This is a genomic window from Hymenobacter piscis (assembly GCF_018760735.1).
Taxonomy (GTDB): Bacteria; Bacteroidota; Bacteroidia; order Cytophagales; family Hymenobacteraceae; genus Hymenobacter; species Hymenobacter piscis.
In genome coordinates this window covers 83,265-95,548 of the sequence record NZ_JAHHZN010000013.1, presented here as the reverse complement: position 1 = coordinate 95,548, position 12,284 = coordinate 83,265, and the positions used below count along the sequence as shown (strand labels likewise).

Below are 12,284 nucleotides of genomic sequence, written 5' to 3'. Positions count from 1 at the left end.
CGGTAGCCGGCTACCGGGCTTTGCTGCCCAGCCAGGCGGCGCGGAATTTCTGCTGGGCTTTGCTGACGGGGCGTTGGGCGTCTTCGTAGGTCACTACTTCCAGGGCGGGGTCCTCTACCAGCGTGACGGGGATGGTGCGCACGCCGGTGCGGGTACGCATTTCCAGCGCCACCACATCACCGGGCTGGTGGGCGCTGAGGCGCTCCTGCAGGTCGGCGTTGCTGACGGGGCGCTGGCCATCGAGTCTGAGCAGCACGTCTTCGCGGTCGAGGCCGGCCAGATAGAGGGGCGAGCCCACGGTGGTGGTGCCCAGGGTGGCGGTGCTGTCGGCGGGGTTGAAGCTCAGGCGGCTGCCCAGGCTGGCCCGCCCGGCGTGGGCGGGGCGCACCAGCAGCCCGGCCGGGGCCAGCAGCTTACCGTAATCGGGCCGCTGATGGCCCGTGATGTGCTGACGGAAGAACTGGCCGGCAAAGGCCGTGTCGCGGGCTACTTCGCCCAGCACCCGCTGCAAATCGGGCAGGGTGTAGGGGCGGGCGGGGGCATAGTTCTGCTGCTGACCGAACTGCTGCCAGAGCGTGCGCATGTAGGTATCGAGGTCGGTTTTAAACCGGGCGCGCAGCTCCAGGTCGAGGGCCAGGGCGTTGGCGCCCCCGATGTAGTAGTAGCTCAGATAGGTATTCGCGCGGTTGTTGGGGTCGATGGCGGCGGCGGCATCCACGAAGGGCGCCTGCTGACTCATGTACACGGGCGAGTAGCGGGCCGCCCCGGGGGACAGCAGCATAGCGCCCACCAGGCCGCTCAGGGCTTCCTTACAGTACTCGGCATCCGTGTACACCCCGGCCCGGCGCAGCAGCAGTTCCCCGAAGTACTGGGTAAAGCCCTCGGCAAACCAGAGGTTGCTGCTCATGTTGGCCCGCTGAAAATCAAACGGCTCCAAATCCTGGGGGCGCAGGCGCTCCACGTTCCAGCTGTGGAAGAACTCGTGGGATACCGTGCCCAGGTTGTCGAGGGCGCCGGGGCCGCGCAGGGGGCGGCGGCTGGTGAGGCTGGTGGAGTTGCGGTGCTCCATGCCATCGGAGCTGGTCTGGGGCAGGTAGTTGGCCACGAAGGTGTAGCGGCCGAAATCGTAGGTCGGCAGCCCCCCGAAAATGGCGGCGGCTTCCTTTACAATCTTCTTCGTCTGCTCGGCGTAGGCATCCAGCTCGGCGGGCGTGCCCTCGTGCAGCACCTTCAACTCGATGGTGCGGCCGCCCTCCTGCCAGGTGCGCACCTGCTGCTGGCCCAGAGAAGTAGGCGAATCCATGAGGTACTGCAGGTTGGGGGCCAGCCAGGTGGCGCCGGCCGCGTCGGGCTGCAGCTGGCTGGCCACCGTCCAGTCCGGCAGCAGCCCGAATTTCACCTGGGCCGGGCGGGCGGCCAGCTCAGGGGCGTAGGCCAGGGTGGCGGGCATGTTCAGGTGGGCATGGCGGCCGTCGATGCCGGCATAGGTGCCGTCGGTCCGGTCGCCGAACAGGGTGTAGGTAAAGGTCACGGTGCCGTCGTGACCGGCCACGGTCCAGCCGTAGGGGTCGGGTTTGACCACGCTCAGGGTGCGGCCCCGCGAGTCGGTGGCCGTCACGTCGTACACGTTCTTGGCGAATTCGTGGAGGGCGTAGCGGCCGGGCGAGGAGCGGGCCATGCGCACCTGCAGGGGGCCGGCGGGCACGTCGCGGAACGTCACGGTCACGCGGGCTTCGTGGTGCACGGCGTTGGCAAAGCTCAGCTCGTACTGCACCGGGGCCTGGGCCCGGGCGGGCGTGGCCAAAGCCAGCGGCAAACTCAGGAGCAGGGCGGCGGCGGTTTTGCGCATCAGCATAAGAAGGGGAGTAGGAGGGAAGAAGGGGTTCGGACCGCTAACCTAACACCCGCCGGCCAAACTAGGGGCTATCGCTCCGGGGCGGCCCGCCACACGCTGGCTTCCACCATGCCCCCGAAAAACTGCCCGGCCGGCGTGGGGTGGAGTCCCAGCCGCGTCAGCTCGGCCTCGATGGGCGGGCGGTAGCGGGCCCGGATGCCGGTCGTCAGCCCGAAAAAACCGTACATGAGGGCCAGCAGCAACCGGTGCCACCAGCGCCGGGGCGGTCCGAAATCGGCCAGCAGCCAGGCCCCGCCCGGGGCCCGCGCCGCGCTCAGTCGCGTGATAATCCGCCGCAGCCGGCCGGGCTCGAACAGGTCGAGGAAGAAGAAGGTGAGCAGGCCCGCAAATTGCTCGTCGGGAAGCAGGCTTTCCTCGGTGCCTAATCGAAATTCCACCTGCCCGGCCGCCTGGGGCCAGTGCCGGGTGAGCCAGGCGCGGCTGCGGGCCAGCATCCGGGGTGAGGCTTCCAGGTACACGAGGCGGGCGGCGGGGCGGCGGCGCAGGATTTCGCCCAGCACCCAGCCCGTGCCGCCGCCCACCACCAGCAGCCGGGGCGCGCCATCCGGCAGCCTCGGCAGCCCGGCCTCCAGGGCCGCCTGCTGGGCCCGCCGCAGCGCCGGCCCGTACACCAGCCGGGCCAGCGGGTCGTAGAAGGCTGCCACGTAGTCGAAGCCGAAATCGGGGAGGGCAGGCATAGAACGGACGAAAGGGAAGGGGGGGCGGGGGCGCAAGCTACGGCGCGCCCGACGCTTTTTCAGACGGAGCCGTATGAGTAGCCTGTATGACTAATCCTCTGCGCCGGCTGCTGGCCGGCTTTACCCTTTTTCTGACGGAATTTGCCATTACGCTGGCCCTGGGCACGGCGGGCGTGGTAGTGTTCCTGGCCCTGAGCCGGGAGGTGTTCGACCAGGACGCGGCCACCTTCGACGCCGAAGCCTTCCGCTGGGTGCGCCACCTGCTGGGCCCGGCCCGGCAGCAGTGGGTGGAGGCCGTCACGTTCCTGGCCTCGCGCAACTTCATCACGGCGGCCGGGGTGGGGCTGGCGGGCTGGCTGCTGCTGGTGCGGCGGCACCGCTGGTATTCGCTGCTGGTGCCGGTGGTGGCATTGGGCAGCATCACGCTCAACCTCGTGCTCAAGCAGATTTACCACCGCCCCCGGCCGCTGCTGCCGCTCACCTCGGCCTCGGGCCTGAGCTTTCCCAGCGGCCACGCCATGATTTCGGCTTCGTTCTACGGGCTGCTCATCTACCTGGCCTGGACCAACGTGCGCCGCCCGGCCCTGCGCTACCTCCTGGTGGCCGCCCTGGCAGGGTTGATTCTGCTCATCGGCCTTACCCGGGTGTACCTGCGGGTGCATTACGCCACCGACGTGCTGGCCGGCTTCACGGCGGGGCTGGCCTGGCTGGTGGTAGCCATTCCGCTGCTGCAACGCCTGGAAATTGCGGCAAAAAAACGGTTTAAAAAGCAACTGCAAACAACTGAAAAACAGTCTATATAGCTCGGAAACGAATTTTTCAGGCAAAAATTTCCTGATTTTTTTGCGTGGAAATTTGCGGCACTGCAAAAAAGCCCCCTATCTTTGCAGCATCGAAAGGCACTCCCCCGGAGGCCGGCCGGTAAAAAAAGTGCTGCGCTTGTGGCGAAATTGGTAGACGCGCTGTCTTCAGGCGGCAGTTCCGCAAGGTGTGGGAGTTCGAGTCTCCCCGAGCGCACCGAAAGCCGACCCAGAAATGGGTCGGCTTTTTTCGTTTACAGATTGTTGCGCGGATTGCGCAGACGTGGGGCCTACTGTTCTGTGCTCAAAACGGATTTTCACTGCTTGCTGGCAGATGTGGTTCTGCGCATTCGGAACATGAAACCGGACGGGCTGTAACGCCCTTGTGGTACCGGGGGCTGCTGCGGATTGAACTGGCGGAACGGCATCTGCGTAAGCAGCGCAATAATCCGCAAAAATCTGTGATCAAACGAGTAACGGCCCGGGTAGTGGCAGCGCTGAGCTGGCTGACGCTGGAAGCAGCGGTGGTGGGCGGCGTGTTCCTGGCTTCGGCGGCCCTGTTCTTCTACCTCACGCGGGTGGTGTTCGTGGCCCATTCGGTGCAGTTTGATACCTGGGCATTCGGGCAGCTGGACAGGCTGCGGGCCGCCTGGCCCCAGCTGACGCCGGTGGTGCGGGGGCTCACGTTTTTTGCCTCCCTGCCATGGCTGGTGGCGGCTGGTGTTGGTATTCCGGTGCTGCTGCGCCGCCGGGGGCACCGCCACGAGGCCCTGGAGGTGTTTGGGGCCGTGGCGGGCGCGGCCCTGCTCAACCAGTTGCTCAAAACCCACTTCCACCGCCTGCGGCCCGATTCGGCTCTGTTTTTCCAGCCCGGCCTGAGCTTCCCCAGCGGCCACGCCATGATCGGGCTGGCCCTCTACGGCTGCCTGGCCTGGATTCTGTGGCGCCACCGCCGTCATCCTGTCTGGGCGGCGCTGCTGCTGCTGTTCGCCCTGCTCATTGGCCTCTCCCGCGTCTATCTGCACGTGCACTACGCCACCGACGTGGTAGCCGGTTTCGCCGGGGCGCTGTTCTGGCTGATTCTGCTGCGGGGAGTGTTTCAGCTGGGCTTTAGGGGTGATGGGGTGAGGAAGTGATGAGGTGAGGGGATAAAAGAACTGTCATCCTGAGCGGAGCGAAGAATCTTATCACGTTACAACGAGTCGTTGACACGGCTGTTCCGACGGGATAAGGTCCTTCGCTCCGCTCAGGATGACAGTTCTTTTATCACCTCATCACTTCCTCACCCCATCACTTCATCACCTCCAGCTTCACCTTCACCCGCAGGGCCAGGAGGCCTTTGGCGCCCTGGAGCTCTTCGAGCTCGAGTTCCTCGATTTCGGGTTCGAGCAGGCCGCGGTCCTGGAGGTAGTCGAGGTATTCGAGGTACTCGTCGGCCTCGCGCTGCTGGGAGTACACCAGGGCCAGGTAGCCGGGCTGGGTGAGCCGCTCGCCGGTGCCCAGGATGGTGGCCTTGTCGATGCGCTTCTTGATGATTTCGTAGCGGATGTTGTAGGCCCCGTCCACGTCGAACTGGCGCTCATCCTGCCGGAAGCGGATGCTCAGGGGCTGGCTGTGGATAAGGATGAGCTGGGTGGTTTCCAGGGGCACGGGCAGCGTAGCCTTGAGGGCGGCCGTGCGGCGCGTGATTTCCACCATCGTGAGCAGCTGCCAGAGGCGCAGGTTCTTGAGAAACACCAGGTCGAAGGGCTTGTCCTCGACCAGGGCCGCGCCCACGTAGATGTTGTGCTCCACGCCGTCGGTTTTGAAGCGCTGGAAGTAGTGCGGGAACATGGCCTGGGCCTTGGCGTCCTCCTCGTCGAGGTAGTTGGCCACGGCGTCGTTGAGCAGGGTGGTGCTTTCCTCGAAGGCCCGGCGGCGCTTGTAGAGGATGCCCAGCTCGGAGTCAATCTGGGACCAGTACTGGGCAATGACGGGCCGCAGCTCCTCCGTATTCTGGCCCAGGTACTCAAACAGCGGCTCCATCTCGGTGCGCAAGGACTCGAAGATGTTCACCTCGTCGCCGCTCACGATGCCCTGGCGCAGGCGGCGCAGGTTCTTGCTCACGTAGAACTTGAGCTCGTCGAGGATGGGCAGCTGCTGAAACTCGGAGGCCTTCTTGAGCACCTTGCCAGCCAGGGTGAGGTGCTCAATCAGGTCGCCCTGGATGGCCTCGTTACGGGCCGTGCTACTGCCCCGGATGTCGCTCGAGCCGTGCAGCGGGTACACGTCGTGGAAGACGATGTCCTCCATTTCGGCCTGGCGGTTGCCGTCTTCCAGCTTCTGGAGCAGGTTCTGGGCGGCATCGGTGAAGCGCCACTCCATGGTGGGGTGAATGGCCGTGAACTTCTCCTTCACAATGGCCTGCACCCGGGTTTCGATGTCCTCGGCGTTGCGTTTCACGGCCACCGCGAACAGGGGCAGGAACTGGTTTACGTTCTCGAGGCTGAACTCGTTGAGCTCCCCCACGTTGGGCGAACCCAGCTCCAGCAAACCCACCGTGTCGTCGCCGTAGGGCAGCAGGGCCAGGATGGCCGAGCGGATGCCCAGGCTCAGGATCTGCTCGCGCAGATCTTCCGGGATGTCGGCCTGCTCCACGTCTTCGAGCACCAGGGGGCGGCGGTCGGCCCAGAGGCGGCCGTAAATCTGGCGGAAGCCGGAGCTGGCGTCGGGGTTATGGAGCTGCTTGGTGAGGAAGCTGTGGTTGATTTTGCGGCCGAAATCCACGAAAGCGCGCTTCTTCTCGTCGTAGGCGGCAATGCCGAGCTGCAGAAAGGGCTTGCCGAAGAGCACCCGCAGCTTTTCCTGAATCTGCTCCAGGCGGTCGGAGGCCTGCAGCACGTCGCGCTCCAGCAGGTCGTATTTCAGCTCCGACAGGATTTCCTGCTCCGTCACGTCCACCAGGTGCAGGATGTTGAAGCCCTCGAGCACGAAGTGCTCGGGCGGGAGCTGGGCCAGCCACAAATCGGTGCGCTGGGGGTTGCGGCTCAGGAAGTCGAGCTGCTCGGGGCTGAGCTCGGGCTTTTCGCCCACCACCTTCACTTCCAGAAACGTGGAGTTGAAATCGACGCTGTAATGGCGGTAAAGGCCGATGCTGTAATCGGGCACGGTGAAAATGATGCTGCCCTGCAGCGGGAGCTGCACCCCGTACACCTTTTCCAGAATCAGCTGGTAGGCCATGCGGGTCATGTACATCTCCAGCTGCGGCATCGTGATGTTGAGCGGCTGCTTGATGATGTGGGCGTTGTTGAGCAGCACCTCGGCAAAACGCGGCGTGTGGTAGAAGCTGTGGCGCTGAAACGGCGCCACCGCCCCCACAATATCGGTGGGGAAGGAGGCGGGCGGGAATACGGCCAGCATGAGCGTTTCCACCAGGTCGCAGTTGCACTCGAGCAGCTGCAGGTCGGTGATGGGGCCGCGGGCCCAGTCGGCAGCGGCCACCTGGGCGCCCACCGAGCGGGAGAGCAGGGCAATGCCCTGATTCTGGGATTCTTCGCCGGCTTTCCAGTACGCAATCAGGGGCTCCAGGCTGAGCGTGGTGCGGAAGGGAAACGTGGGCGAAACGGTGGGAGTAGCTTCTTTCAACATAGCGGCAAACAATCTGGGCGCGGTACCGGCCGAAACCGGCCGCGCAAGTAGGAAGCTATACGGCGCCGCGGCCCCGCCGGACGTGTTTACGGTTGTGCTTACCGCCGCCGCACGTCCAGGAGGCCGAGCTGGTTGCGCCGGTCAACGTCGGTGAGGTTGGTGGGGGCGAGGCTGCCGTTCACGTACACCACTTTGTTGATGTTGTCGAAGCAGGTGCAGCAGCCATCGGCCCGGTACACGGTGGTCAGCTCCACCTTATCAAGGTAGTAGTCGAAGGTATGTTGTTTGGCCGTGCGGGTTTTGGCCAGGTAGAGCTGGTAGCGGTACTGGTCGAGCTTGCGGTTGCCGGCCTGGGTGAAGGGCGTGGTGTTGTTGAGGATAACGGGCTGGGTGAACACGCGGGCCTTGGCGCGTACAATCTGCACGGTGTCGGCCCGGGGGCGCTGGGCCGTATCGAGCGGCACCCGGATCAGGAAGACGGTATCAATTTCGGCCACTTGGAAGCCGGCCGGCGCCGTGCCCGTAGTATCAGGGCTGAAGTTGAATCCGATGGCGTCGGCGTAGGTGTCGTTGCACTCGCAGGCCGTGGAGCCGCAGCAGGCCGCCAGCAGGGCCGAAGTCAGAAGAAGGCAGAACCAGGTAGAAAACGTGCGCAGCATAGGGCGTAAAGATAGCAGGGGGCGGGCGGGCCGCCCACAAAAAAGCGGACCCGCGCCAACGGGTCCGCTTCCGGAACGTCCGAACCGGCCCCGTTAGTGGGCCGACCGGGATTATTCTTTTACAAACCGGCGCGTTTCAACGCCGGCGCGGGTCGTGATTTTGAAAAAGTAAATGCCCGCGGGCAAATCGGCCACGTCCACGGCCAGGGTGTGCGGGCCCTTATCCTGCCGGTCGTCCCGGGCCACGGTGCGCAGGGTGTTGCCCCGGCCGTCGAGCAGTTCCACCGTTACGGCCCCGGCCTTGGTTACCTCGTAGGCGAGCTGGGTGGTGGCGCTGGCGGGGTTGGGATACACCTGGCTGCCGGCCCGGGCTTTCGGGGCCGGTGCCGGGGCATTGGGGTCGAGGAGCAGGAAGGCCGCGGGGCGCAGCAGGCGCTCCAGGGGCCCGCCGCGCCGGTGGTGCCGGCCCGGGCGGGCGGCGGTTTCCGCCTGGCCCTTGGCGCCAATGGCGCGCAGGTCGGTGGCCCACTTCTCCTGCCGGGGCTTGAGGGCCTGGGTCAGGCGGTTGATGTCGGGGGTGTACTTCTGGGCCAGCGCCTGCACGTTGGCCAGGATGCTCTTGGTTTCGGTGCGCAGCTGCTGAAGCTGCTGCTGCTGGGCCTCGGAGAGGGCGGGGCGGGCACCGGGCGTGGCGGCAGTGCTGGCCGCCGGCCGCCCCGCCTGACGCAGGGCGTGGGCTTTTTCCCGGACTTCGCGCAGCTGGGTGCGGTAAATGGCCAGCTGGGCCCGGTCGGCGGAGGTGAGCCGGCTTTCAAGCTGGCGGCGCTGCTCCCGCACGGCGGGCAGCACGTGCTGTTGCACGTAGGCCCGGGCCTCGCGGTGGGCCGGGCGGGCATCGGCCGTTGCCGGGCCGGGGGCAGTCTGGGCGAAGGTGGCCGGGGTGTCCGACAGGAGCAGGCCGCCCGCGAGCAGGGCCGAGAAAAGAAGTGCTTTCATCACAAGGGGCTGAATAAGGCGGCGCATCCGGCCGGTTTCCGGAGGCATAGAAGCCCATTGCGCCGTCGGGTTTAACCCGGCCAGGAAAAAAAACCGGGAAAACGACGTGAAAAAGCGCCCTGCTATATACCACTGGCCTGATGTACCGGTCGGTTGCCAGGCGCCGGCACCGGCAGTCCGTCGCCGAAATAAATGTCCGGTTTCGCCTGCTATTGCCCAACTTGCGGGCAGTATGTTGCTTCTTAACCTGATTCGCCGCCTCGTTCTGCTGCTGCCGTGCCTGCTGCCGTGCCTGCTCCCCCTGGCGCTGGCCGCCCAGCCGGCCTCCCCCGCTGCCGGGCCGCCGCGCCCGGCGCCCAACCCCGCCTGGCTCACGGAGCAGCTGCGCGAATCGGCGGTGCTGCGCCACCACCAGGTGGGCGTGAGCCTGGTGGACGTGGCCACGGGCCAGCAGCTGTTCGGGCTCAACGAGGAACGCTACTTCACGCCGGCCAGCACCCTGAAGCTGCTGAGCCTCTACGCCGGCCTGAAGCTGCTGCCCGATTCGCTGCCCAGCCTCCGCTACGTGCTGCGCCCCGACACGCTCCTGTTCTGGGGCACCGGCGACCCGACCCTGCTCCACGGCGACGTGCCTTCGCGCCGGGCCTTCGAGTTCCTGAAAGCCCGACCCGAACAGCTGTTCTACGCCGCCGTGCCTGCCCCGCCCGCCTTCGGCCCCGGCTGGAGCTGGGACGATTACGGCTACTACTTCCAGCCCGAGCGCGGCCCCTTGCCCATCTACGGCAACACGGTGCGCTTCTACGGCCGCCCCGCCCCGCAGGCCCCGCGGGTGCTGCCGGCCTTCTTCCGGCCCCTGACCGCCCCCGCCCCGCCCGCGCTGCCCAACCCGGCCCAGGACCACGTACGCCGCCTGCCCGAGGAAAACCGGTTTCTGGTGTTTGCGGCCGCCCGCCGCTGGGTGGATGAGGTGCCCTTCCGGACCAGCCCCGGCCTGCTGCTCCAGCTGCTCCAGGATACGCTGCGCCGCCCGGTGCTGCCCGCCCCGCTGCGCCTGCGGGCCCAGGACTCGGTGCGCACCCTGCGCGGCCTGCCCGTCGATTCGCTCTACCGCCGCATGATTCGGGTGAGTGATAATTTCCTGGCCGAGCAGTTGCTGCTTATGTGTTCCTCGGCTCTGGGCCCCGACTCGCTGAGTTCGGCCCGCGCCATCCGGCTGATGCAGGCCCGCCACCTGCGTACCCTGCCCGATGCCCCGCAGTGGGTGGATGGCTCGGGCCTCTCGCGCCTCAACCTGCTCACACCCCGCAGCCTCACGGCCGTGCTGCTGCTGCTGCACCAGCAGATTCCGGAGGCCCGGCTGCTGAGTCTGCTGGCGGCCGGGGGCGGACAGGGCACGTTGCGCCGGGCCTATCCGGGCGGCAAATCCGGCCCCTGGCTCTGGGGCAAAACCGGCACCCTCACCAACACCCACAACCTGGCCGGCTACCTGCGCACCCGCTCGGGCCGGCTGGTGGCCTTCAGCTTCTTCAACAACGGCTACGTGGTGCCCACCGGCGAAATCCGCCGCGAAATGGAGCGCGTGCTCACGCTGGTGCGGGAGCGGCTGTGAGCGGCTGCCGGTGTAGCGCAGTTAGTTATCGCCCTTCGGCTTTTTTTTCCTGCGGGGGCTGGCCTGCTTCACCTCTGATATCCGGGCGATGGTTTCTTCCCGGCTCAGCACAACTCCGGTTAGTTTTTTGGCCCACTCTCGCCCTGGGTGAATAATGTCCCACTTCGATTTTTTGGATTTGTAGCGCCCGCTACCAGGGTCGTGGTTGCCGAATCCATCAATCGTGACATTCCAAATAGGATGAAACATATTGATCAGTAAGGACTCGCCCAATGGAATCCAGATAGCGTCTACGGCCAGATAACGGCAGGTGAAATCCGATGGGTCAAGGTCACCGCCTGCTTCGATAGATTCCAGGTGCTCTGTTAAGCGGTCATAAAGAGCCCGGCTTTCGGTACCAGTAACATTGATTACCCCTTTACGGGCTCCTTTGGCTACCGCTTTGCCTACATAAATCGGCACTTTCGCCGCATCTTCTGGCAAACCAGCTGCTTCGCGGGTGTAGAGCGGATGTGTACCATTGTAGTAGATTACATACACACCAGCTCCGGTGAATGAATTCAACTCACTCAACCGATGGATAGGCTGTTCTAACAAAGCCTCCGTAATACTTTTGCCAAGATTTTTAATGTCAAGTGGGTTATACACAGGGAAAAGCAGGTTAAACAGTGACGGATGAAAGATCATGGAAGAGCTGTCGGGTAACGACCGCAGCAAGATCTACGGGAACTGCATTACCAATTTGTCGCATAGCCTCTGACCATGCGCCTTCAAATACATAGTTATCGGGGAAAGATTGAATGCGGGCCGCCTCACGTGCTGTGAAGTAACGGACGGTTCCATCGTCCTTGACGAACATATTTTCGCCGCCTGGTACCCCATGAACCCCTGCTTTGAGTGTCTTAGAGGGTAAATCCAAATCACTGCCGGTATGACCGGGATAGGATTTTGCTCCTGCTCGGTACTCATGATTCGGCAGCGTAGAAAATGCGACTTGCTGTAAATCGCAGATGGCATCGCGCGTGGTTTTCCAGGGTTGTAGTGGGATAAGCTCAGGTCGTTTCAGCGCAGCACGCACGAAGGGCATCTCAAGTAGTTGAGTGCGTGGGTTAATGCCATGACGTTCCCAATAGGTGCCATTCCATTGGTCATTCACCAAGGCTTCTATACTATGCGTCGCCACAGGAAAATGCCACTCCAGATTTAAATCAGCCCGAATCCCTACAATAATCAAACGCTCCCGTCGCTGAGGCACACCATAATCGGCGGCGTTCACTAATCGAGGAATAACACGATACTCCAAATCCGTTTCATGGTTGGCAGTGTGATGCTGCTCTAAGCGTCGGCGATGGTCTGTCCAATCTTCATTATCCCGCTTCTCAATAGCTGGGTACGCCAGCTGTAGCTGGATATACTCGAGGTAGAATTGGAAGGATGCCCGTGTCAAACCCTTAACATTCTCAAACATGAATGCTTTTGGTTTGGTCTCGCGCAGGGCGCGTATGGCCTGTGGAAACATGTCGCGACGGTCATCGTAGGCCTGATGTTTACCGCCAAGAGAGAACGGTTGGCAAGGGGGACCGCCCGTTACAATATCTACCTTCCCCTCAAACCCATGAAAATTTATTGACCGAATGTCGGTTGGTTGGATTGGTCCTTGGTGCCGGCATTTCAGTAAGGCCTTATTGCGCGATAGTGTATCACATGCCCAACGGTCCCACTCTACAACATGCGCCGTTTCAAAACCAGTCTGGCTGAGAGCCATGGCTAAACCGCCACCTCCGGCGAACAATTCTAATGCTTTCATTGAGTGTGGCAATGTTTGTCTAAGTCAAAGGTATACACCTATGTACTTTCTCTTCTTCCCCCTGCCTGATTATGCTAACATATTTATCAGTCAGTTCTCGTTCTTTTTCTTCAACTCGCACTGCACCAAAGCCATACTCCAGTGCCTTGGATACAATAAACTGATGCTCGGATAACCATAGCCAAGAGTTCTGT

10 protein-coding genes and 1 tRNA gene are annotated in these 12,284 nt (G+C 63.7%); 4 read left to right on the top strand and 7 right to left on the bottom strand.

Annotated features, from left to right (window positions below; translation table 11 throughout):
* Positions 1 to 10: 10 nt before the first annotated feature.
* Both KLP40_RS14250 and KLP40_RS14245 read right to left on the bottom strand, forming a co-directional pair.
* Positions 11 to 1,855 carry a M61 family metallopeptidase gene (locus KLP40_RS14250; protein WP_246558868.1) on the bottom strand — a complete coding sequence of 615 codons (1,845 nt, stop codon included), beginning with the start codon at positions 1,853 to 1,855 and terminating at the stop codon, positions 11 to 13.
* A 68-nt stretch (positions 1,856 to 1,923) separates the two neighbouring features.
* Positions 1,924 to 2,592, bottom strand: coding sequence for a class I SAM-dependent methyltransferase (locus KLP40_RS14245; protein WP_215594499.1), 669 nt, complete (start codon positions 2,590 to 2,592; stop codon positions 1,924 to 1,926).
* 86 nt (positions 2,593 to 2,678) lie between these two features.
* On the opposite strand from KLP40_RS14245, the gene KLP40_RS14240 reads away from it, so the two are divergent.
* The 3 genes from KLP40_RS14240 to KLP40_RS14230 all read left to right on the top strand — a co-directional run bounded on the left by KLP40_RS14240 (position 2,679) and on the right by KLP40_RS14230 (position 4,528).
* Complete coding sequence (locus KLP40_RS14240) at positions 2,679 to 3,395, top strand: phosphatase PAP2 family protein (RefSeq protein WP_215594498.1); 717 nt, start codon at positions 2,679 to 2,681, stop codon at positions 3,393 to 3,395.
* A 132-nt stretch (positions 3,396 to 3,527) separates the two neighbouring features.
* A tRNA-Leu gene (locus tag KLP40_RS14235) sits at positions 3,528 to 3,609 on the top strand.
* Positions 3,610 to 3,853: 244 nt separating this feature from the next.
* Positions 3,854 to 4,528 (top strand): phosphatase PAP2 family protein, encoded by a 675-nt coding sequence (locus tag KLP40_RS14230; RefSeq protein WP_215594497.1) that lies wholly within the window; start codon positions 3,854 to 3,856, stop codon positions 4,526 to 4,528.
* A 154-nt stretch (positions 4,529 to 4,682) separates the two neighbouring features.
* Here KLP40_RS14230 and KLP40_RS14225 read toward each other — a convergent pair whose 3' ends face one another.
* The 3 genes from KLP40_RS14225 to KLP40_RS14215 all read right to left on the bottom strand — a co-directional run bounded on the left by KLP40_RS14225 (position 4,683) and on the right by KLP40_RS14215 (position 8,674).
* On the bottom strand, positions 4,683 to 7,019 hold the full coding sequence (locus KLP40_RS14225) for a GAF domain-containing protein (RefSeq protein WP_215594496.1): 2,337 nt from the start codon (positions 7,017 to 7,019) through the stop codon (positions 4,683 to 4,685).
* Positions 7,020 to 7,117: 98 nt separating this feature from the next.
* The gene (locus KLP40_RS14220; RefSeq protein ID WP_215594495.1) at positions 7,118 to 7,678 is read right to left on the bottom strand and encodes a hypothetical protein; all 561 of its coding nucleotides are present in this window, start codon (positions 7,676 to 7,678) and stop codon (positions 7,118 to 7,120) included.
* 111 nt (positions 7,679 to 7,789) lie between these two features.
* Positions 7,790 to 8,674: a T9SS type A sorting domain-containing protein gene (locus tag KLP40_RS14215; RefSeq protein ID WP_215594494.1), complete on the bottom strand. Its 885-nt coding sequence runs from the start codon at positions 8,672 to 8,674 to the stop codon at positions 7,790 to 7,792.
* 232 nt (positions 8,675 to 8,906) lie between these two features.
* On the opposite strand from KLP40_RS14215, the gene KLP40_RS14210 reads away from it, so the two are divergent.
* The gene (locus tag KLP40_RS14210; RefSeq protein ID WP_215594493.1) at positions 8,907 to 10,283 is read left to right on the top strand and encodes a D-alanyl-D-alanine carboxypeptidase/D-alanyl-D-alanine-endopeptidase; all 1,377 of its coding nucleotides are present in this window, start codon (positions 8,907 to 8,909) and stop codon (positions 10,281 to 10,283) included.
* Positions 10,284 to 10,304: 21 nt separating this feature from the next.
* Here KLP40_RS14210 and KLP40_RS14205 read toward each other — a convergent pair whose 3' ends face one another.
* Both KLP40_RS14205 and KLP40_RS14200 read right to left on the bottom strand, forming a co-directional pair.
* On the bottom strand, positions 10,305 to 10,931 hold the full coding sequence (locus tag KLP40_RS14205; RefSeq protein ID WP_215594492.1) for an Eco29kI family restriction endonuclease: 627 nt from the start codon (positions 10,929 to 10,931) through the stop codon (positions 10,305 to 10,307).
* A gap of 13 nt (positions 10,932 to 10,944) precedes the next feature.
* Positions 10,945 to 12,090 (bottom strand): DNA cytosine methyltransferase, encoded by a 1,146-nt coding sequence (locus KLP40_RS14200; RefSeq protein ID WP_215594491.1) that lies wholly within the window; start codon positions 12,088 to 12,090, stop codon positions 10,945 to 10,947.
* Positions 12,091 to 12,284: the final 194 nt, after the last annotated feature.

Bases quoted from the DNA above. Each gene is read 5' to 3' on its own strand.
- KLP40_RS14250 (WP_246558868.1), bottom strand. From the start codon at position 1,855: ATGCTGATGCGCAAAACCGCCGCCGCCCTGCTCCTGAGTTTGCCGCTG.
- KLP40_RS14245 (WP_215594499.1), bottom strand. From the start codon at position 2,592: ATGCCTGCCCTCCCCGATTTCGGCTTCGACTACGTGGCAGCCTTCTAC.
- KLP40_RS14240 (WP_215594498.1), top strand. From the start codon at position 2,679: ATGACTAATCCTCTGCGCCGGCTGCTGGCCGGCTTTACCCTTTTTCTG.
- KLP40_RS14225 (WP_215594496.1), bottom strand. From the start codon at position 7,019: ATGTTGAAAGAAGCTACTCCCACCGTTTCGCCCACGTTTCCCTTCCGC.
- KLP40_RS14220 (WP_215594495.1), bottom strand. From the start codon at position 7,678: ATGCTGCGCACGTTTTCTACCTGGTTCTGCCTTCTTCTGACTTCGGCC.
- KLP40_RS14215 (WP_215594494.1), bottom strand. From the start codon at position 8,674: ATGAAAGCACTTCTTTTCTCGGCCCTGCTCGCGGGCGGCCTGCTCCTG.
- KLP40_RS14210 (WP_215594493.1), top strand. From the start codon at position 8,907: ATGTTGCTTCTTAACCTGATTCGCCGCCTCGTTCTGCTGCTGCCGTGC.
- KLP40_RS14200 (WP_215594491.1), bottom strand. From the start codon at position 12,090: ATGAAAGCATTAGAATTGTTCGCCGGAGGTGGCGGTTTAGCCATGGCT.